General features: G+C 71.0%; 18 protein-coding genes and 2 pseudogenes. 11 read left to right on the top strand and 9 right to left on the bottom strand.

The genetic code is table 11. The features are described 5' to 3' along the window. Nucleotides 1-142: 142 nt before the first annotated feature. On the bottom strand, nucleotides 143-859 hold the full coding sequence (locus ACZ59A_RS37880) for a DJ-1/PfpI family protein (RefSeq protein WP_470968491.1): 717 nt from the start codon (nucleotides 857-859) through the stop codon (nucleotides 143-145). A gap of 315 nt (nucleotides 860-1,174) precedes the next feature. Between ACZ59A_RS37880 and ACZ59A_RS37875 the strand changes: the two genes are divergently transcribed. From ACZ59A_RS37875 to ACZ59A_RS37865, 3 genes are read left to right on the top strand one after another with little or no spacing between them, the layout of a single operon-like run. Next, nucleotides 1,175-1,453: a hypothetical protein gene (locus tag ACZ59A_RS37875; protein ID WP_470968489.1), complete on the top strand. Its 279-nt coding sequence runs from the start codon at nucleotides 1,175-1,177 to the stop codon at nucleotides 1,451-1,453. Then, the gene (locus tag ACZ59A_RS37870) at nucleotides 1,450-3,819 is read left to right on the top strand and encodes a heavy metal translocating P-type ATPase (RefSeq protein WP_470968486.1); all 2,370 of its coding nucleotides are present in this window, start codon (nucleotides 1,450-1,452) and stop codon (nucleotides 3,817-3,819) included. The genes ACZ59A_RS37875 and ACZ59A_RS37870 overlap by 4 nt, the downstream gene beginning before the upstream one ends. Then, nucleotides 3,816-4,325 carry a copper chaperone PCu(A)C gene (locus ACZ59A_RS37865; RefSeq protein ID WP_470968483.1) on the top strand — a complete coding sequence of 170 codons (510 nt, stop codon included), beginning with the start codon at nucleotides 3,816-3,818 and terminating at the stop codon, nucleotides 4,323-4,325. Before ACZ59A_RS37870 ends, ACZ59A_RS37865 begins: the two co-directional genes overlap by 4 nt. Nucleotides 4,326-4,425: 100 nt before the next feature. On the opposite strand, the gene ACZ59A_RS37860 is transcribed toward ACZ59A_RS37865, so the two are convergent. The 3 genes from ACZ59A_RS37860 to ACZ59A_RS37850 form a co-directional block, all read right to left on the bottom strand. Beyond that, nucleotides 4,426-5,097: a DUF5134 domain-containing protein gene (locus ACZ59A_RS37860; RefSeq protein WP_470968481.1), complete on the bottom strand. Its 672-nt coding sequence runs from the start codon at nucleotides 5,095-5,097 to the stop codon at nucleotides 4,426-4,428. Nucleotides 5,098-5,350: 253 nt separating this feature from the next. Continuing rightward, nucleotides 5,351-5,566 carry a heavy-metal-associated domain-containing protein gene (locus tag ACZ59A_RS37855; protein WP_468055349.1) on the bottom strand — a complete coding sequence of 72 codons (216 nt, stop codon included), beginning with the start codon at nucleotides 5,564-5,566 and terminating at the stop codon, nucleotides 5,351-5,353. A 95-nt stretch (nucleotides 5,567-5,661) separates the two neighbouring features. Continuing rightward, nucleotides 5,662-7,152, bottom strand: a complete 1,491-nt coding sequence (locus tag ACZ59A_RS37850) for a PepSY-associated TM helix domain-containing protein (protein ID WP_470968478.1) — start codon at nucleotides 7,150-7,152, stop codon at nucleotides 5,662-5,664. Between the two features lie 307 nt (nucleotides 7,153-7,459). Between ACZ59A_RS37850 and ACZ59A_RS37845 the strand changes: the two genes are divergently transcribed. The 6 genes and pseudogenes from ACZ59A_RS37845 (at nucleotide 7,460) to ACZ59A_RS37820 (ending at nucleotide 13,623) form a co-directional block, all read left to right on the top strand. Then, nucleotides 7,460-7,735: a hypothetical protein gene (locus tag ACZ59A_RS37845; RefSeq protein ID WP_468055347.1), complete on the top strand. Its 276-nt coding sequence runs from the start codon at nucleotides 7,460-7,462 to the stop codon at nucleotides 7,733-7,735. Beyond that, a complete protein-coding gene (locus ACZ59A_RS37840; RefSeq protein WP_470968476.1) occupies nucleotides 7,732-10,116 on the top strand; it encodes a heavy metal translocating P-type ATPase in 2,385 nt (794 codons plus the stop codon). Before ACZ59A_RS37845 ends, ACZ59A_RS37840 begins: the two co-directional genes overlap by 4 nt. Next, on the top strand, nucleotides 10,097-10,657 hold the full coding sequence (locus tag ACZ59A_RS37835; protein WP_470968474.1) for a copper chaperone PCu(A)C: 561 nt from the start codon (nucleotides 10,097-10,099) through the stop codon (nucleotides 10,655-10,657). The genes ACZ59A_RS37840 and ACZ59A_RS37835 overlap by 20 nt, the downstream gene beginning before the upstream one ends. Nucleotides 10,658-10,704: 47 nt before the next feature. Next, nucleotides 10,705-11,098, top strand: a pseudogene (locus ACZ59A_RS37830) (class I SAM-dependent methyltransferase); the annotation flags it as partial. A 367-nt stretch (nucleotides 11,099-11,465) separates the two neighbouring features. Next, nucleotides 11,466-11,799, top strand: a pseudogene (locus ACZ59A_RS37825) (hypothetical protein); the annotation flags it as partial. A gap of 330 nt (nucleotides 11,800-12,129) precedes the next feature. Continuing rightward, nucleotides 12,130-13,623 (top strand): FG-GAP and VCBS repeat-containing protein, encoded by a 1,494-nt coding sequence (locus tag ACZ59A_RS37820; RefSeq protein WP_470968511.1) that lies wholly within the window; start codon nucleotides 12,130-12,132, stop codon nucleotides 13,621-13,623. A gap of 282 nt (nucleotides 13,624-13,905) precedes the next feature. Here the strand turns inward: ACZ59A_RS37820 and ACZ59A_RS37815 are convergent, their stop codons facing one another. The 4 genes from ACZ59A_RS37815 to ACZ59A_RS37800 all read right to left on the bottom strand — a co-directional run bounded on the left by ACZ59A_RS37815 (nucleotide 13,906) and on the right by ACZ59A_RS37800 (nucleotide 17,711). Next, nucleotides 13,906-14,583: an alpha/beta fold hydrolase gene (locus tag ACZ59A_RS37815; RefSeq protein WP_470968508.1), complete on the bottom strand. Its 678-nt coding sequence runs from the start codon at nucleotides 14,581-14,583 to the stop codon at nucleotides 13,906-13,908. A gap of 310 nt (nucleotides 14,584-14,893) precedes the next feature. Then, complete coding sequence (locus ACZ59A_RS37810) at nucleotides 14,894-15,892, bottom strand: NADP-dependent oxidoreductase (protein WP_470968505.1); 999 nt, start codon at nucleotides 15,890-15,892, stop codon at nucleotides 14,894-14,896. Nucleotides 15,893-15,924: 32 nt separating this feature from the next. After that, complete coding sequence (locus tag ACZ59A_RS37805; RefSeq protein ID WP_470968471.1) at nucleotides 15,925-16,980, bottom strand: aldo/keto reductase; 1,056 nt, start codon at nucleotides 16,978-16,980, stop codon at nucleotides 15,925-15,927. 44 nt (nucleotides 16,981-17,024) lie between these two features. Further along, nucleotides 17,025-17,711: an SDR family oxidoreductase gene (locus ACZ59A_RS37800; RefSeq protein WP_470968469.1), complete on the bottom strand. Its 687-nt coding sequence runs from the start codon at nucleotides 17,709-17,711 to the stop codon at nucleotides 17,025-17,027. 115 nt (nucleotides 17,712-17,826) lie between these two features. Between ACZ59A_RS37800 and ACZ59A_RS37795 the strand changes: the two genes are divergently transcribed. Continuing rightward, on the top strand, nucleotides 17,827-18,387 hold the full coding sequence (locus tag ACZ59A_RS37795) for a TetR/AcrR family transcriptional regulator (protein WP_470968466.1): 561 nt from the start codon (nucleotides 17,827-17,829) through the stop codon (nucleotides 18,385-18,387). A gap of 170 nt (nucleotides 18,388-18,557) precedes the next feature. Beyond that, nucleotides 18,558-18,686, top strand: a complete 129-nt coding sequence (locus ACZ59A_RS37790) for a hypothetical protein (protein ID WP_470968517.1) — start codon at nucleotides 18,558-18,560, stop codon at nucleotides 18,684-18,686. 10 nt (nucleotides 18,687-18,696) lie between these two features. Here ACZ59A_RS37790 and ACZ59A_RS37785 read toward each other — a convergent pair whose 3' ends face one another. Next, complete coding sequence (locus tag ACZ59A_RS37785) at nucleotides 18,697-19,605, bottom strand: LysR family transcriptional regulator (RefSeq protein WP_470968463.1); 909 nt, start codon at nucleotides 19,603-19,605, stop codon at nucleotides 18,697-18,699. Nucleotides 19,606-19,759: the final 154 nt, after the last annotated feature.

Below are 19,759 nucleotides of genomic sequence, written 5' to 3'. Positions count from 1 at the left end.
ACCGGCACCTGCACCACCTGCCACCGCCCCCTGCCCAGAACAACCCCCACCAGCCCAAACCCAAGAGCCAGACAGACCTAACGGAGTCCTACTAGCGCGGACACCAGCAGCAGCCCCACCGTGCAGCGTTCCCGGCCGCCCGCTACCTCTCGGCGTCCTCGAGCAGCCGCAGCGCAAGCTGCTGGAGCTCCGGGCCCGCCTTCTCCGGGCTACCGGTGTCGTAGGGCGGATCGGGGTCATACTCCACGGCGAGCTGCATCGCCCGGGCGACCTTCTCGTCGGACAGGCGGGCGGCGAGGTGCAGGCCCATGTCGATACCGGCGGAGACCCCCGCCGCGGTGATGATCTTCCCTGCCTCGACGAACCGCCCCGGGGTGTACTCGGCGCCCGCGTCCGCCAGATACGAGCGGGCACCCCAGAAGGTGGTGGCGGGCAGACCGCGCAGCAACCCGGCCGCGCCCAGGATCAGCGACCCCGTGCACACCGAGGTGGTCCACACCGACCGCTGGTGGATGTGGCGTATCCAGTCCAGTACGACCGTGTTCTCCATCGTTGCCTTGGTGCCGCCGCCTCCCGGCACCAGCAGCACATCGGCCCGGTCCACACTGTCGAGGGCGCACTCGGCCTCCAGGGCCAGTTCCCCGGTGTCAGTGACGACCCGACCCGCCTTCTCGGCCACCGTGGTCACCGTCACCCGCGGCACCCGGCACAGCACCTCGTACGGCCCGACCGCGTCGAGCGCGGTGAACCCGTCGTACAGCAGCACCGCCACGCGCAACGGGCCCGCACCGTCCTGGTGGCTTGCCTGGCCACCGGCCTCCGTCGCCACCGTGCGACGGCTGCCGTTGCTCTCTGCCATGAAGGACTCCCTCCCCTGTGATCACCACCGGCTGGGTGCCGGCACAACCAGTAGTCGGACCACTTCACGGTCGAGTTCCCGAGATTGCGGCTTCGGCTCGATGGCCGATCTTCCGGGCGGCGGGGCAGGGAGCGGACGGGCATTCCTAGGTAGTCGTGACGGAACCGGCGGGAGTTCCTCAATGGTGGAAGAGAAAATCTCACAACGGCCCCGCAAGCGCGGGTGTCCGTCATGACCGGCGGGTCATGCCACCATTGCCAGGCCGCGCGGATATATGTGCCGCTTTCTCTTCTCTCCCTGCGTACTGGAGCGGCGATGACCATTTCTCCGGCCGACCGGAATCGGCCGCCTCTCCTCGACATCTCCGTACGCCTTCGGTCTGCCGGGCCGGTCCTCGGATTCGTTGTCCTGCTGGGTGTCCTGTTCGCGTTGTCCTACGTGGTGGGCGGGCTCGCCGGGCCGGTGGCCCCCGGGATGCGCCCCGCCGGCGGCGGCGAGAAACGTACCGGTCCCGCGGAGCACGGCGAGATGGGCGGCATGCACGGCATGGGGGCGCCCGCTCCCGGCCCCGTCCGCCTCGGGGGCCGGTGGTGAGCCCGCAGCCGCCCCCTCCCCCGCTCCCCGATGGCGACTTCCTCACCAGCGTCCTGCTGGTCGGCGGAATGACCTGTGCCGCGTGCGTGGGCCGGGTGGAGAAGAAACTCGGCCGCATGGAGGGAGTGAGCGCCGCGGTGAATCTGGCCACCGGCCACGCGAAGATCGTGCACCCGGCCTCGGTGCCCGTCACCGATCTGGTGGCCACGGTCGAGGCCGCTGGATACACCGCGCGGCTGCCCGAGCCCCGGCCCGCGTCCGGCAGCGCGCCGGACACCGCCCGGACGGACCGGGGCGGCGCAGTGAGCGGCGGCAGCAGCGCGGCCGACGAGGGGAATGACCGGCAGGAACGCCACCGGCTCCTGACCACCGCCGTACTGTCCGTACCCGTGCTGGTGCTGTCGATGGTGCCCGCCTGGCAATTCCGCAACTGGCAGTGGCTGTGCTTCGTGCTGGCCGCACAGGTGGCCGTCTGGGGAGCCTGGCCCTTCCACAGCCGCGCCCTGCGTGGGGCGCGGCACGGTGCCGCGACGATGGACACGCTGGTCTCTCTCGGCGTGACCGCCGCCTTCGCGTGGTCCACCTACGCGCTGTTCTGGGGCGGAGCGGGTGAGCCAGGCATGACGATGCCTTTCTCGCTGCTGCCCTCCGCAAGCGGCGGTGTGGCGCACGTGTATCTCGAAGCGGCCGTCGCGGTGCCCCTGTTCGTGCTCGCAGGGCGATATCTGGAGACCCGGGCACGCCGGGGTGCGGGGTCGGCGCTGCGGTCGCTGGCCGAAGTCGCGGCGAAGGACGTGGCCGTACGGCGGGATGGCACGGAGCGGCGTATCGCGGTGTCCGATCTCAGGATCGGCGACCGGTTCCTCGCCCGGCCGGGAGAGCGGATCGCCACCGACGGCACGGTCGTCGAGGGCAATTCCGCCGTGGACTTCTCCTTGGTCACCGACGAGAGCCACCCGGTCGAGGTCGGGCCCGGATCTTCGGTGATCGGCGGCGCGGTCAACTTCGGTGGTCTGCTGGAGATCCGTGCGGACGCGATCGGTTCCGACACCCAGCTCGCCCGCATCACACAACTGGTGGTGGACGCGCAGACCGGTAAGGCCAGGATCCAGCGCCTCGCCGACGCCATCGCCGCCGTCTTCGTTCCCGCCGTCCTGTCGGTCTCCGTCACGGTGCTCGGCTTCTGGCTCGGCGCGGGGGCCGACGCGCAGGCCGCTGTCACCGCGGCGGTCGCCGTGCTCGTGGTGGCCTGCCCGTGCGCGCTGGGGCTGGCCACGCCCACCGCCCTGCTGGCCGCCACCGGCCGAGGGGCGCAGCTCGGCATTCTGGTCAGCGGGGCACGGGCGCTGGAACGGCTGCGCCGCATCGACACGGTCGTCCTGGACAAGACGGGGACCCTCACCACCGGTCGTATGAGCGTCATCGCCGTCACCGCGTCCACCGGCTGTGATCCGGACGAGGCTCTGAGCCTGGCGGCCGCCGTCGAGGACGGCTCCGAACACCCGCTGGCGCGCGCCATCAAGACCCACGCCGAGCGGCACGGCGACGGGCGCCCGCTGCCCCGGGCGGTCGGCTTCACCGCCACCCCCGGGCACGGGGTGAGCGGCCGGGTGGACGGCCAGGAGGTGTGCGTCACCCGGCCCGGCGAGCTCACGGGCCTGCCCGGCCCCCTGCACCAGGCAGTTCGCACGGCCGAAGCCGCGGGCCACACCGCCGTTCTGATCACGGTCGATGGCACGCCCCGGGCCGTTGTCTCCGTCGGTGACGCGCTGCGGCCGGACGGCTATCGCGCGGTGGACCACCTGCGGCGCCTCGGGCTGCGGCCGGTACTGGCCACCGGCGACCGGGAAGCCACAGCCCGGGCCGTCGCCGCACAGGTGGGCATCACCGAGATCCATGCGGGGGCGCTGCCGGAAGAGAAGGCCGCTCTCGTGGCCACGTTGAAAGAGCACGGCTGCCGGGTGGCGGTCGTCGGTGACGGCGTCAACGACGCCGCCGCCCTCGCCGGAGCCGACTTGGGCATCGCCATGGCCAGTGGCACCGACGCCGCCATCGGCGCCGCCGACATCACGCTCGTCCGCGAGGACATCCAGGCCATCCCCGATGCCGTACGCCTGGCCCGGCGCGCCCTGGCCACGATCCGAATCAACCTGTTCTGGGCCTTCGGCTACAACCTCATCGCGCTGCCACTGGCCGCCGTTGGCCAGCTCAATCCGATGATCGCCGCCGCCGCGATGTCCCTCAGCTCACTGCTGGTCGTCGGTAACAGCCTGCGGCTGCGCGCCTGGAGCCCGGCACTCCCCCACCGGCCGGGACACCGTTCTCGACGGGGGCGGACACACGCCACGTGGGAGGTGACGCCATGACCGCCGTACGACCCCATGGCGACGGCTTGGGCCGTGCCGTGACCGGCCCCCTGCGCGCGGCCGCCGTACCGCTGCTCGCCTGCCTCGTGACGCTGGGCACCCTCGTCGCGTGGACCGCTGCGGGCGAAGCGGGCACTCCCGCGGCCTTGCGCGTCCAGGACGGCCGGGTCCTGACCCCGCAGAATGCCGAGGCCACGGCGGCCTTCTTCACCATCCGCAACACCGGCGGCAGCGATGACCTGCTGACCGGCGTCACGGCACCCACCGGACACCGCGCCATGCTGAGTGAGACCGTCGAGACCGGCAGAGGCGCGCAGAGCATGCGGATGCGTTCCTCCGTCGCCATCCCGGCAGGTGCGTCGCTGCGCATGACGGCCGACGCTCTGGACGTCATGCTCAAGCCGCCGCCCCGCGTCAGCCCCGGTGACCGGGTCGTCTTCACGCTCCATTTCCGCGACAGCCCGCCGATCACCACCGAGGCTCTGGCGGCACGCCCCGGCCAGTGACCAGCGGCCGACTGCCGGGGCCGACGCATCGCACAACGCCCGGAATTCACTCGGTACGCGACCTACGCCGAACGACCCTCCGGGACCGCCTCGACCGTCCTCATACGAGAGCTACGAATGTCACCGCCATCCCCAGTGCCATGGCGCTGTGGCAGGCAAGGCCGAACGCGTCGCGCTCGACCGGCGCCGCGGGGTGCCGTGGGCCGGTGGCGTCGGCGAGCCGGGCGGCGTCGAAGCTGCGCGCCAGCCACCGTACGCCCAGCACGAGCAGCACCCCGGCCAGCAGCCCGGCGGTCAGTCTCGGGCCGGTGTCGGTGAGAGTCATGGTCACGGCGCTGGAGCCACCGGACATGTCCATCCCCGGCATGTCCGCCATGTCATGGGCGCCGCCGTGTCCCGCCATCGAGCCGGATGAGACCATCGCGGCCGCCATCCAGGCCATCGCCCCCATCATCACCATGTGCGGAAGGGCACCCCGCAACGCGCGTGTACGAGAGGCGGAAGCGGGCCGCGCCAGAGCCACCCCCGCGAACCACACCGCGCCCAGCGTGAACAGCGCGACCTGCGGCCCGGCGGGGAGGTCCATCCCCCAGGGCCACACCATCGCCGCCATGGCAAGGGCCATCACCGCGTGCAGCAGGTGTGCGACCCGCTCGACCGCGCCCGGGCTGCCTCCAGCCCGTCCGGGCGCGCCGGCCCGCCACACCGCGGAGAGGGCGGGCACGACGAACAGCAGGGTCAGGACCCAGCGCAGACCCGTCGCGGCGATCATCGGGCCGCCCCCGGCGTCGTCACGGGTTCAGGCCGGTCGGGCTCGGACGACTCACCGTTCCGGAGTATGTGGTCTTCGTCCTCAGGGTCGTTCGGCCGCGTCTGCGGATGTGCGGTCGCGGTCGGCGTGGTCTGCTTGTCGGGCATCGCTGAGCCTTCTCCCAGGCGGCGGCACGGACAGTGGTGAGTGAGGGCGCGCGGCCGCGACAGGGTCCGCGGAATACCGCGGCCCCACCGGGCCGTTCGCTGTGAGATCAGGCGGTTGCGAGGCCCGCGACGCCGTATCCCGCTTCGGTGATGGCGGCGCGCACCTGCGCGTCATCGAGTGTGGCGCCGCGCACCGTGACCTCGTTCGACGGAAGGTCGACGCTGACCTCGCTGACCCCGGAAACCTCGGAGACTTCCTCGGTGATGCTGGCGACGCAGTGTCCGCAGCTCATTCCGGTGACGATGTATCGGATCTCGGTCATGGTGATCGCTCCTGGTGCACGGAGGTGGGCGGGTGCTGCTTTCGATGGGGAATACGTTCGTATGGGTGCCTGTGTTCACCTCAGCCACCGGCACCTCAGGCACCGGCTGTCCGCGTCGGTTTGCCGCGCCGATCGGCCAGGCGGCCGAGGGCAAGGTCGACGAGCAGGAAGGCGGCCAAGGGGATGCCGAGGAGCGGCAGGTAGTAGCCGAGCACCGCGATGGCGACGACCAGCACGGCGAGGACGTACGGCGGCACCTGCCGCCAGGCGCCCCGCGGGATGGGACGGCCGAAGGCCCCGGCGCTGCCACGCTGCCACCACATCCGGTAGCCCCACAGGATCAGGAAGATCAGGGCGAGGGCGAGAACGGCCAGGGCGATCTGGTTGGGCAAACCGAACAGGCTTCCCATGTGGGCGTCGATGCCCCAGCGGGACAGTTTGGCCAGCAGCGGATAGTCGGCGAACCGCACCACGTCGGTCACCTGGCCGGTCGCCGGATCGACGGCCGCGGCGTCCTGCTTCTCCGGCCAGCTGCGCTGGATCTGACTGACGGTGTACGAGTCCCCGGGGCCGGTGGGCGGAACGATCTCCACGGGGTCGCCCAGGCCCTTGGCGCGGGCGGCCTTGAGGACGGTGTCGACGCCGACATCGGCGGACGTGCCGCCGTGTCCGCCCGAGCCACCCATGTCCATGCCCTGCATGGAGCCGTGTCCGGCGTGCTCTCCGCCCGCACTGGAGCTGACGGCCGGAGTGGCCTGGCCGAGGGCGGCACGGAGGTCGGTGACGCTCGCGCCCGCGTACGTGGACCACGTCAGACCGGTGGCGGAGAGGAAGAACAGCCCCAGCGCCGCCCAGACTCCGACCGCGCCGTGGAAGGACATCGCCCTCCTACGGCCCGTGGTGGCACGGTCCGGCAGGGCGACCGCGCGGACCTTCCGCTTCGCCGAGCCCTTGCGGCGTCGCACGATCCACAGCACCAGCCCGCCACCGGTGATCACCCATAGCCAGCTCGCGGCGAGTTCGCTGTAGAGGCGGCCGGTGTCGCCGAGATGCAGATTGCGGTGCAAGTCGTCGATCCACGTACGCAAGGGCAGCGCACCGCTGGTGCCGTACTGCTCCAGCGCGCCGCGCACCTTGCCCGTGTACGGGTCCACGAAGACGGCCAACTTGCGCTCGGGGTCGACACCCTTGACGCCCGAGAGCAGAACGCGCGTCGTCGCGCCCGCCTCGGACGAAGGACGTATCGCGCCGATGTCGCCGTCGGGATGGGCCTTGCGGGCTGCGGCGACCTGCTGGGAGAGGGGCAGTTCGTGCTTGCCGACCGGGACGCGCAGCTCATGGTCGTAGACGAACTTCTCGGCCTGGAGGGAGCCCGCGTAGAGCAGTCCGGTCACGGCGGCCACCAGCAGGAAGGGGGCGACGAGGAATCCCGCGTAGAAGTGCAGTCGCAGGACCAGCGGGCGCAGGGCCGACCAGCCTCGACGGCCACCTCCGGAGTCCGGCTCCGCGGACGCGTCGCCTCGCTGCGAGGTGTCCGGCGACCGCACTCCGTCCTCGGTGTCGGCGGTGACGGGTTCGGCGGACATGGGAACTCCTGGATCGCGGGCGGTGCCGGTCGGCCGGAGCCGTACCAGTCCAGTAGTCGGACCTCCGGAAGGAGAAGTTCCGGAGAGTTTCCGTGACGTGCGTCACGGCACGGGCCCCGGCCGAGGGGATGGGAGGCAGAGAGCCCACACACCGCACAGGTCGGCTGGCAGGCCCGGACAGTTCCCGGCCGGGACAGTCTTGTCCTTGCATGGCAGAGCCTCCGAACGGTGAGCCGTCGGCCGCCCCGGCCCGTAATGGTGTGCGGACCCCAGCCTTTCCGCCAAGCCAGCACAGGGAGTGCCGAAGATGCCGTTGACCGATACCGCCGCGCCGCCGCGACCGGCGCCCGACGAAGCGGAGCCACGCGGCGCCCGGGTGCGCCGCGCGCTGCCGCCTCCCGCGCTGGCCGGATTCCTCGTCCTCCTGGTGGTGTTGATGGCCGCCTCCTACGCCGTGGGGCGGGCCGCCGGGCCGGTGGCGCCCGGTATCCACCGGGGCGTACCGGAGGACGACGGAGGCGGGGGCATGGGCACCCACGGCATGGGACCGCTGAACGACGGCACGTGGGCGGGGGCGCGATGAGCGAGCGCCCGGACGCCACGTCCCCTCCGGCCGACCCCTCCGGCACACCCCCCAACACCACCAACCTGGTGATCGGCGGCATGACGTGCGCGGCCTGCGTGAACCGCGTGGAGAAGAAACTGGCCCGCGTCGAGGGCGTGTCCGCCACCGTGAACCTGGCCACCGGCACCGCACGGGTCTCCCACCCGGACACCGTGACCCTGGACGAGCTCATCGCCACCGTGGAGCGGGCCGGTTACACCGCCGAACTCCCGGCGCCGCCCGCCGGAACCGCGGACGAATCCGAGGCGCCGGATGACGAACAGGCCGGTGACCTCGAACGGCTGATCTTCACAGCGGTGCTGGCGGTCCCCGTGATCGTCATCTCGATGGTTCCCGCCTGGCAGTTCGACCGGTGGCAACAGGTGTGCTTCGCCCTCGCCACACCGGTCGCCACCTGGGGCGCGTGGCCCTTCCACCAACGTGCGCTGCGCGGGCTGCGGCATGCCACGGCCACCATGGACACCCTGGTCTCTCTCGGGGTCGTCGCGTCCTTCGCCTGGTCGGCGTACGCATTGTTCTGGGGCGGTGCGGGCCTGACGGGCATGCGTATGCCCTTCACCCTGCTGCCCTCGGCCGACGACGGTGTACCGCATATCTATCTGGAGGCGGCGGTCGCCGTACCGCTGTTCGTCCTCCTCGGGCGTCACCTGGAGGCGCGGGCCCGGCACCACAGCGGGTCGGCGTTGCGAGCGCTGGCCGAACTCGGCGCCAATGACGTGGAGTTGAGTGAGCGGGATGGCAACCGTCGCATCCCGGTGGCCGAACTCACCACGGGGCAGGAGTTCGTGGTCCGCCCCGGCGAGAAGGTGGCCACGGACGGTGTGGTCGTCGAGGGCGGGTCGGCCCTGGACCTCTCCCTGGTCACCGGCGAGAGCGTGCCCGTGGAGGTGGCGCCGGGAACCGCTGTGGTCGGTGGCGCGGTCAACTCCGGTGGGCTGCTCGTGGTGCGCGCCACGGCGGTCGGCGCCGATACGCAACTGGCTCGCATCACCCGGCTGGTGACCGAGGCGCAGGCGGGCAAGGCCCGGATGCAGCGGCTGGCCGACGCGGTGGCGGGAGTCTTCGTACCGGTGATCGTGGCGATCGCCGCCACCGTGCTCAGCTTCTGGCTGGGCGCCGGGGCGGCTGGCGAGTCGGCCGTCACCACGGCAGTGGCCGTGCTCGTCGTGGCCTGCCCGTGCGCGCTAGGGCTGGCTACTCCGACCGCGTTCCTGGTGGCCAGCGGGCGCGGAGCACAGCTCGGCGTCCTCGTCCGCGGCCCCGAGGCGCTGGAGCGGCTGCGCCGGGTGGACACCGTGGTCTTCGACAAGACCGGCACCCTCACCACCGGCCGCATGACGCTGGCCGAAGCGACCGTGGCGGAGGACGGGCCAGGGACGAAGCAGGTGCTGCGGCTGGCCGCGGCCGTGGAGCAGGGCTCCGAACACCCCATCGGCCGCGCGGTGGTGGCGGCGGCCCGCCGCGGCGACGGGGACGGTGACGGTGACGTACAACTGCCGAAGGTGGCGGAGTTCCGGGCCATCCCCGGCGAAGGGGTATCCGGTCAGGTCGAGGGCCGTGAGGTGCGCGTACGACGCCCCCGTCCGCCGGAGCCCCTGCCGGACGCATTGCGCCGGGCGTACGAGGCCGCCGAGCGCGCCGCGCACACCGCCGTGATCGTGGAGATCGACGACCGGCCCACGGCCCTGCTGGCCGTCGGTGACACCCTGCGGCCCACCAGCCGCCAGGCGGTGCGCGAAGTGCGCGCGCTGGGCATCGAGCCGGTGCTGGTGACCGGCGACGCGGCCGCTCCGGCCCAGGCGATGGCCGGGCAGGCGGGCATCGACACGGTCCACGCCGGAGTGGCTCCGGAGGGCAAGGAGCAGATCGTACGGGCGTTGCGCGCCGAAGGCCGGTGCGTCGCGGTCATCGGCGACGGGGTCAACGACGCCGCCGCGCTGGCCACCGCCGATCTGGGGATGGCCATGGGCGGTGGCACCGACGCCGCGATCGGCGCGGCCGACATCACCCTCGTACGGGACGACATGCTCGCCGTGGTCGACGCCATCCGGCTCACCCGGCGCACGCTGAGCACCATCCGCGCCAATCTGGCCTGGGCCTTCGGCTACAACCTGGTCACCGTCCCGCTGGCCGCGACCGGCTGGCTCAACCCGATGGTCGCGGCGGCGGCCATGTCGGCGAGTTCCGTCCTCGTCGTCGTCAACAGCCTGCGGCTGCGGTCCTACGACCCCGGCAAGCGGCGGACAGCCGCCCCGGCGGATCCCCCCTCGTCACCCGCCACCATCGCTGCCGAGCGCGGCACCGCACGGAAGGATCGCGATGTCCTCAGCGACCGCTGACCACCCCGCGGCGGACGCCGACCGCCCCGCCGCGGACGCCGACCGCCCCGGCCTGGGACGGCGCCTACGAGCGGCGCTGGCCCGGGGGGCACGGGCGGCCCTGATCCCGGTGGGCGCCTGCACGCTGGCGCTGACACTGCTCACGGCCTACACGGCGACCGGCGCGGCGGGGAAACCCGTGCCGAAGATCCGGGTCAGCGTCGGCTGGATCCTCCAGCCCGCCGGGCAGCCGGCCGCCGCGTTCTTCGAGATCCGCAACACCGGGAACATCGACGACACACTGCTCTACGCCGACTCCCCGGAACTCGGCGTCTCCATGCTGCGCAAGCCCGACCGGAAGCAACCGGGCACCGCTCAGCGGGCGCGGCGGGTGGCCGTGCCCGCCCGGAGCACGGTCCAGATGACCGAGGGGGGAATTCACATCGCCGTCCTCGACCCGCCCGCGCTGAGGCCCCTCACGAGGGTCCCGTTCAACTTGTGGTTCGAGGGCCGAGGCCGGGTGGAGACCGTGGCGGTGCTGATGCCCCCGGACGGGAGCTGAGCACAGGGCCGGGCACGGCGGGGTCATGAATCCCGCTGCGGCACACGGCGGAAATCGTCGGTAAATCACCGCTCCTGGACTTCCCGGCCGGGTCCCGGGTACTGGATCTGTGCTGCGGCCCGGGGGTGTACCTGGTGCCGCTGGCGCGGCGCGGTTACACCGTGACCGGAATGGACCTCAGCCCGGTCATGCTGGAGCGGGCGCGGGCCGCCTGCGCCGAGGCCGAAGCGGACGTCCAGCCGGTACGGGCGGACATGCTCGACCACATCGAGCCGGAGGCTGACCGACGTGATAGGCAAGGAGGTGCCGGCCGGCTGGATCGGGCGGCCCCAGTTCGTCGAGCTGGGGGCGGCGCGTACGTAGTGCAGCGCGACACCGTCCTGGACGACTGGTGCAGGCTGCGTACGGACTGGACCCTGGTGCGGGACGGGTCGGCGCGGCAAAGCCCCGCCCATCTCACGCTCGTGCGTACCGTCCGCTCCCACCTGGAGGAAACGGTCGCCGCGCTGACCGGAGTCCGGGGACGCGCCGCCGTACGTACCGCCGCCGTGGCAGCCGCCGAACGCGCCGAGTTCCCCGCGGATCACCTCGACCGCGTGGACCGCACGGTCGACGTGTACGCGGGCCGGATCGTCGAACTGGCCGACGCGGACACGTTCTTCGGCACCGCCGGACCACCCCACCCGTACAGCCACGGCCTCGGCTTCCGGGGCATGCCCCACGCCGCCCCCGACGACCGCCGGACTCGCCTGCCACCATCCGCTCCCCGCTACGGTGCGCCCCACGGCCTCGGCCTCGGAGGACCACCGTGCTTGAACTGCGCGCCATCACCGCCGGGTACGTCACAGGAGCTCCGGTGGTACGCAACGCCCACCTGACCGTCGCACCCCGCGAAGCCGTCGGCCTGGCCCCAGCGGCTGCGGAAAATCCGCCCTCGCCCGCGTCGCGGCGCTGCTGCACCGCTGGCTGATCTGTGCCGAGATATGCCCGCGATGCTCGATGCCTCGACCACCGCCGCGCTCATCGCGGTCGTCGAGGACTACCGCGCCACCACCGGCGCGGGCCTGCTCGCCGTCGGCCACGACCGGGTGCTCATGAACCGCTGGCGCGACCGCAGCGTCCACTGGGACCAACTGGCCGCATTCGCCGAGAAGATGGCGCGCCGCTCCCGTACATTGCCTTCGCCGCCCGACGCGCCCTCCCGAACTTCCCTACGATCCGTTGAGCACGGTTCGGTCCTCCAGCCGCTTCCATCCGGAGTGTCATGCCGCCGCAGGTCTCGAAAGCACTGGGAGGCCGGCGCTGTGCGGTCGGGCGGGAAGGCGGTGCCCGGGAGAGGAACCGGAACCGTTGGGTGCCGTCGCGGCGTGCTTGATCATATGTACGTCGAAGATGATGAGCAGGGGCCAGTGCGGAGGCGTGGCGGCAAACGCTGGTGGGTGATCGGGGGTGGTGCGGCTGTCGTCGCGGTCGTGGTCGCGGTCGGAGCCGTCCTGGCGCGGGCCGGGGCTCAGGACATCGCCGCGCCCGGCACCTGTCATACCTCCGCCCGCGGCACGGCGTCGACCGGCGTCGCGGCGAAGGGCGGCGAGGCGCCCGCCGGTACCGTGCCCGCCGCCGACTTCGACGGCGACGGTCACCCTGACCTGGCCATGGGGTCGCTGGGTGATGTGGAGAACGGCAGTGGCGGCGGCAGCATCGCGGTGGCGTACGGATCGGGCGACGGGACCGGCCTCGGCCGCTGCCAGTACCTCACGCAGAACGACGCCGGGATACCGGGGAAGGGCCGCGACGAGGCGTTCTTCGGGAGCGATGTGATGGCCCGCGACTTCGACGGGGATGGGTACACCGACCTCGCCGCTTCCGTCTTCGACTGGAAACCGGGGGTGATCATCATGTGGGGTTCCCCGGACGGACTGAAGAGTGCTTCCCGGGTGCCGGGGACGGACAGAACCGGAACCCACGTCTCCTGGATGCCCGAACCGATCCTGGAAGAACAGCTCGTCGCCGGTGACTTCGACGGTGATGGGCATGCTGATCTGGTCTTCGGGCTCGGTTCCGGCAAGGGGCTGCTCAAGGGGCCTTTCAAACGCGACGGCGCCCCGGCTGACACCGGCCCGGTTCCCGCCCCACGTCAGCCCGGGAAGGACGTCGATACCGCGCACTACCGCGATCTCGTCGCCGGGGACCTGGACGGCGACGGCGCCGACGACCTCGTGGCCTTCTCCTCCGACGGGCCTCCCGAGGCGTCCTGGTCCGAGAAGCGCTGGCCCGTCAGCTACTTCCGAGGCGGCCGCGGCGGCCTCGCCCAGCCGGACGACGTCGACCTTCCCGACGCGGCGGCCGGGGCGGTGGGTGACGTGGACGGCGACGGCTTCGGGGACCTTGTGCTCAGCCCCCAGGGCGGCGACGCGCCCCACAGCTCGGTGACGGTCGTGTACGGCTCCGAGGCCGGACCGGGGAAGGGGAAGCGGAAGCGCACGGCGGCCCTCGACCGCGACACCCCGGGCGTACCCGGCGAGGAACCCCAGGACGAGGACTCCGCCCTCACCTCCCTGGACGCCGGTGACGTCAACGGCGACGGCTACGCCGATGTGGTGGCGGGCTCGCCCCGGAGCGAGGAGTACGCGAAGCCCGGCCCGGAGCAGGTGCTGCTCCTGCTGGGTGGGCCGGACGGCCTGACTGGTGAGGGAGCCCGCGCCATCGATGCGGGCGACCTCGGCGGTGGCACAAGCGCGCGGGCCGCGTTCGGGATGTCGGTGCGCCTGGTCGACATGGATGGTGACCACCGGTGCGAGCTGGTGGTAGCCGCGCCTGGCGACGACAAGATCGAGAGCTCCGCGTGGTTGCTGCCCGGCACGGCCCGGGGACTGTCGACTGGGGGCGTCACCCGGCTGTACGGGGACAGCTTCCAGCCCGCCGGGGACCTGGACCTCTATATGGGAGGCGGCGGGATCGCCCGCTAGGCGATGGCTTCCCCATCAGTGCCTCGTTGTTCTGGCCATGCTCAGCAGGGGGAATCTCACCGACGATGAAGGGGCGCTGCTGGAGCGGTTGCTGCCCAGGAGCAGCAACCGCGGTAGTGATGAGCTGCTGGTCAGGGTCGGCCAGTGTGAACCAGTCGAGGGCGAGTTCGCCGACCATCGGGTGGCGCAGGACCCTGGCGCCGGCGGTCCGTGCGGACCGGCCCGGAAGCCGTGCGCTGGGCAGGACCCGCAGGCGCACTGGCGAGCCGGTGGGCCGGGCCTTCAGCTATTCGGCTGGGTGGGAGATGCGAGAAACCCCAGTGCCTCGGTGACGAATTCGGCGTGGTTCTGGAAGATGCCTCCGTGTCCTGCATCCGGGTACAGGGGGATGAGCTCGCTGTGGGGCAGGCGCGCGGCCAGGTCGAGGGTGTTCTGGCTCGGTACCATCCGGTCGCTTTCGCCGTTGGCGACCAAGACCGGGTGGGGAATGCGCGACAGGTCAGCCGGTGCCTGAAGGCCCCACCGGTGGATGGCCTTGAGTTGTGCGCGGAATGCGGGCAGCGAGATGGCTTTGTCGCGGTCGTCGGTGCGCTCCTTCAGCCGTTTGAGGAAGGCGCGCCCTGCTCGGCGGCCGCCCTCGGTGCCGGTGAAGAAGAGGTACTGCTTCGGGTCTTGGCGGGTCAGGGCGCCTTTGAGCATGGCGCGGAGGGTCAGTGTGGTGACCTTGTCGATGCCGTGGCCTCCGGCGGGGCCCGTACCCGCGAGGATGATCTTGCGGATCAGAAGCGGTTCTTCGGCGGCGATGACCTGGGCGATGAAGCCGCCCATCGACATGCCGAGCAGATCGACGCGGTCGAAGCCGAGGGCGCGGATGAACAACGCCGCATCGTGGGCCATGTCCTCGACGGTGCGCGGCGTGATGCCGCCTGAGGCGCCGACCCCGCGGTTGTCGAAGGCGATGACCGGGCGTTGTGCGGCGAAGCCGTCGACGACGCGGGGTCCCAGTTGTCGAGGACCGCGGCCAGGTGGTTCAGGAGGATCAGCGGCACCCCGTGCTCGGGGCCGAGCCTGCGGTAGACGAAGGGGACGCCGCGGACGGACACCGAGTGGGTCGGCGCGTCTCGGTACGACGTCAGTGGTCGGGAGAGGGGGCTGAGGGGAGTGCTCATGTCCGGGTCCTTCAGGCGGTGGGGCTGTTGTTCTTTGGTCTCGTCGGCGTGCAAGGGGGCGGGCCGCGGGGCGATGGCCTTGCCGGTGGGGAGACAGCCGCTCATGTCATCGTCACGACGACCTTGCCGGCCTTGGTGCGTCCCTTCTCGACGTACGCCATGGCCTCCCGGGTCTCCTCGAACGGGAAGACACAATCGACGACGGGGCGGATCTTCCCGGCGTCGATGAGCGGGGTGAGTTCGCGCAGCTGGTCGCCGCTGGCCTTCATGAACAGGAATGAGTACGTCACGCCTCGGCGCTTGGCGCGGCGCCGGGTGGTGAAGCTCAGCGCGCTGATCGCCAGGCGGAGGAACGCGTTCGCGCCCAGCTCACGGGCGAAGGCCGCGTCGGGAGGGCCTGCGATGCCGATGACCTTCCCACCGGGTTTGAGTACCCGCAGGGACTTCTCCAGCGTCTCGCCGCCGAGGGTGTCCAGGACGACGTCGTAGCCGTCGAGGACCGTCTCGAAGGCCTGCTCCTTGTAGTCGACGACGATGTCCGCGCCCAGCTGCTTGACCAGGTCGACCTTGGCCGTGCTCGCGGTGGTGGCCACGTGGGCGCCCAGGTGTTTGGCCAGCTGGATGGCGATGGTGCCGACGCCGCCGGAGCCCGCGTGGATGAGGATCTTCTGCCCTGGCCGTACCTGTGCCCGCTCGACCAGCGCCTGCCATGAGGTCAGGGCGGCCAAGGGAAGGGATGCTGCCTCGGTCATGGTGAGCGTGGCAGGTTTGATCGCCACGTCGTCCTGGTGGACGGCGATGAGTTCGGCGAACGTACCGATGCGGTCCTTGTCGGGCCGCGCGTAGACCTCATCGCCCACCGCGAATCCCGTGACGGCCGATCCCACCCGGACGACCACCCCGGCGAGGTCGTTGCCCAGGATGAGCGGGAGACGGTACGGCAGGATCGCCTTGAAGTCCCCGTCGCGGAGCTTGAGGTCAAGCGGGTTGACGCTCGCCGCGTGAACCCGGACCAGGACATCGTCCGCGCCCACCCGTGGGTCGGGCATCTCACCGGCGCGCACCCCGTGGCCGTACCGCTCGACCATGAATGTCCTCATCGTCGTCTCCGTCTCGTTCATGCCTTCGTGTGTCAGGCCACGGTTTGGGCTGGGGCGATGACGCGGCTGGAGTCGCCACCCTGGATGCCGCCCAGGGATGCGGCGATCGCCTCGTGAGGAACGCCGAGCGGCGCCGCGCTGACTTCCGAAAGGCGGGCGAACTGCTCGGGGTTCAGCTGGACGTCGAGGGCGCCCAGGTAGCTGTCGAGCTGGGTGAGGTTGCGCGGCCCGATGATCGGGACGAGTGAGGCCGCGGACCGGGCGGCCCGCTCCCGCACCCAGGCCACCGACACCTGGGCGGGCGTCACGCCGATCTCCTCTGCGATGGCCAGGACCGTGTCGACGACGGCGGTCTTCTGGCCGGTGCTCTCCGTGTGGATGACCGCCCCCAGGTCACTCAGCCGCCCCTCCGCGCTGAGCCGGTACTTTCCGGTGAGCAGTCCGCCGCCGAGCGGTGACCACAAGGCGGCGCCGAGTCCGAGGCTCTCGGCCATCGGCAGCAGCTCGCGGTCGGCGGTCCGCTCCACCAGGCTGTACTCGTTCTGGATGCCCACGATGGGCGACCAGTTCTTCAGGTCCGCGAGGGTCACGGCGCGCGAGACCCGCCAGGCGGGGAAGTTGGACAGGGCGGCGTGATGGATCTTGCCGGAACTCACCAGGTCGTCCAGCCCCCGCAGGATCTCTTCCATGGGGGTGAGCTGGTCGGGGAAGTGCACCCAGAGCAGGTCGATGTAGTCGGTGCCCAGGCGCTTCAGACTGGACTCCACCGAGGCGACCATATTCTTGCGGCTGTTGCCCGTGGCGGAGATGCCCGGCTGAGGAGCGGCTCCGAGAGTGAACTTGGTGGCCAGGACGAAGTGGTCGCGATCGGCAGAGATGAACTTACCCGTCAGCTCTTCCGACTCGCCGAACTGGTAGGTGTCCGCCGTGTCGACGAAAGTGCCCCCGGCTTCGGCGAACCGGTCGAAGATCCGGCGCGCCTCGTCCGGCTCGGCGCCGGCGCCCCAGCCGGTACCGAAGTTCGCCGTGCCGAGCGCGTACTCGGATACGCGCAGCCCAGTGCGGTTTCCGAAGGTCGTGTAACGCATCAGGTGTCCTTACCCAAGAATCGACAGGGGGGTCGGGGAGCGTCTCAGGCCGCGTTCGGCGGAGCGGCCAGGGTCTGCTTGACGTACCGGGTGGTCTCATCGGCGAGGATCTCGGGCAGGCCCGTCTCGATGCCGTGCAGGGCCTGCGCGGCGACCTCGGCGGGGTCGGCCTTCTGATCGGCGGGAACACCCGCGGCCATGTCGGTGTCCATGTATCCGACGTGCAGCGCCGAGACGGTGATGCCGCGAGGTGCCAGCTCCTCCCGGGCCGCGTCGGTCAGCGCCCATGCCGCGGCCTTGGCCGCCGCGTAGGACCCGAGGCCGGCCGGGTGCAGCCAGGACAGCACGGACAGGACGTTGAGCACAGCACCGCCGCCGTTGCCCTCGATGACCGGGGTGAAAGCCCGTGTCACGGCGAGCGGACCGAAGAAGTTCGTCTCCATCTCCAGGCGCACCGCGTCCAGGCCGCCCGCGACCAGCGGCGTGGCGGTGGAGATGCCCGCGTTGTTCACCAGCAGTGTCACATCGGACGCGGTGCGGGCCGCGGCCCGGATCGACTCCTCGTCCGTCACATCCAACCGCAGCGGAGTGACGCCCGGAAGATCCACGGTCTCGGGGCGGCGGGCCGCCGCGTAGACCTTCGCTCCGCGCTCCCCCAGCTGGACGGCCAAGTGACGGCCCAGCCCCCGGTTGGCGCCGGTGACCACCGCGACCGCGTTCTTCAGATCCATGTGTGCTCCCAGCGATGCGGGGCCGGTCCACCGACCCGCACTAATTAGATGATGGAGACAATCTAAAACCTCGCCTAGGATAGATGTCAACCGGCATCCAATCGGGAGGTGGCTGATGGGCCGCGTATCGAAGGCGCAAGCGGAGGAGAACCGCAGGCGGGTCGTGGAAACCGCCTCCCGGCTGTTCCGGGAACAGGGAACCCAGGTCAGCGTCACCGATCTGATGAAGGCGGCCGGCCTGACCCACGGCGGCTTCTACAAGCAGTTCGCTTCGAAAGAAGCGCTCGTGGACGAAGCCACCGCCCACGCGTTCGACGGACTCACCCGGCTCCGCGATGAGGGCCTCGAGCAGCACGGCGGGCAGCGTGACGCGGCCCAGCGGGAGCTGATCGACACCTACCTGTCCATCGAGCACCGCGACAGCACGGCAGATGGGTGTCCCGCTGCCGCGCTCGCCGCCGACATGGCACGCGAACCCGGAGATCGCGAGGCCCGCCGCGTCTACACCGAGGGAGTGGGCGAGTTCGCCGAGTGGCTCGCCACCGAGGACCAGGACGGCATCGTCCGGCTGTGCACCATGCTCGGCGCACTGGTCCTGGCCCGGGCCACCAAGGACTTCCCGCTCTCCGAGGAGATCCTCAGCGCCGCGCACGCAGCCTTGACGACAACCAGCTGATCAGGGATGCGGTGGCGGACGGCAGGCCGCAGGAAATCACCAGCCTGTCGGGGGCCAAGGTCTCATGCCATCGAGAACCTCCCCGACTTCTGCGACGTCGGCGTCCACTCCGCCCTTGCACCGCGAACAGTGCGACCGACTCTGCGGCGGTGAAGGCGATGCTGCCGAGGATGGACCTGCCCAAGGAACTGCTGGAGGTGTTCTCCTGGACCGGCGCCGAACAGGTGCTTCTTCCAGCTCCCCGATCTGCCTGGCGGCCTGCGGCCCTCCGGGACAAGCGCGCGGCCGACGGCCCGTGAGTCCCTTGACTCAGAGGGCGGTATGCGGGGCGAGGAGGCTGGTGCCGCACCAGTTCTGCCGCTGGAGGTGGTCGAGCACGGCTGCCTCCGCCGAACCTGGGTGGCGGCGTATACCGACGATGACGGGTTCGGTCAGGGAAGGCAGGAACGGGCGGGCTAGCTGTTCGAAGCTTTCGGGCACGGCCGATGCCGGAACCACAGTGACGCCCAGGCCCTGGGCTGCCAGTCGCACGGCGGTGGAGATCTGTGACGCTCGGGCCACCGTGGGCGGGCTGATGCCCGCGTCGGCGAGCAGGCGGGCGAGGTATTCGTCGAGCAGGCTGGCGCGGCGGAAGCGCACCCATCCCTGTGTCGCGAGGTCTGCCATGCACAGGGCCCCGTCGCTGGCGAGGAGCGGGTGCCCCTCGGGCAGGACGGCGACGTAGGTCTCCTCGCCCAGGGGGTGGATGTCGAATGTGCAGCCGGTGGGGATGCGGTGGACGAGGACCATGTCGAGCGTTCCCTGGCGGGCCAGCCTTTCCATATCCGCTGGGTCGGGCTCCTCGTGGAGAATGACCTGGAGTTTCGGGTGGCGGTGGCGGAGCCGGCCCAGTGCCAGAGGGAGCTGTCGTGCTCCCAGGCCCATGTGGACGGCGATGATGAGTTCACCGGCCAGTTCCCCGGAGGCGGCACGGGCAGCCAGGACGGCTCTGCGGGACGCGGTGGTCGCGATCTCTGCCTCGGCGAGGAAGGCGCGTCCGGCCATGGTCACTGTGACTCCACCCGGTGTCCGGGTGAACAGCTGCACACCGAGGTGCTTTTCCAGAGCGCCGATCTGCTGCGACAAGGACGGCTGCGTGACGCGCAGACGCTCAGCGGCCGCTGTCATGGAGCCTTCTTCGGCCACAGCCAGAGCGTATTCGTATTGCCGCAGGTTCATCCGTTTCCACTTTCCGGTGGCATAGACAACGCCAATCCCAAGTATGCGCTGACACTATTTGTCTCTATATCTCGCGGATCCTACCGTGGCGCATGTCCGGTGGATCGCCGCCGCCGAAAGCGGTGGCCATCAGGGCGGGAGCCACCCGGACGCT

Source organism: Streptomyces sp. NPDC040405 (assembly GCF_055595765.1).
This window is presented reverse-complemented; position numbering and strand designations above follow the sequence as displayed.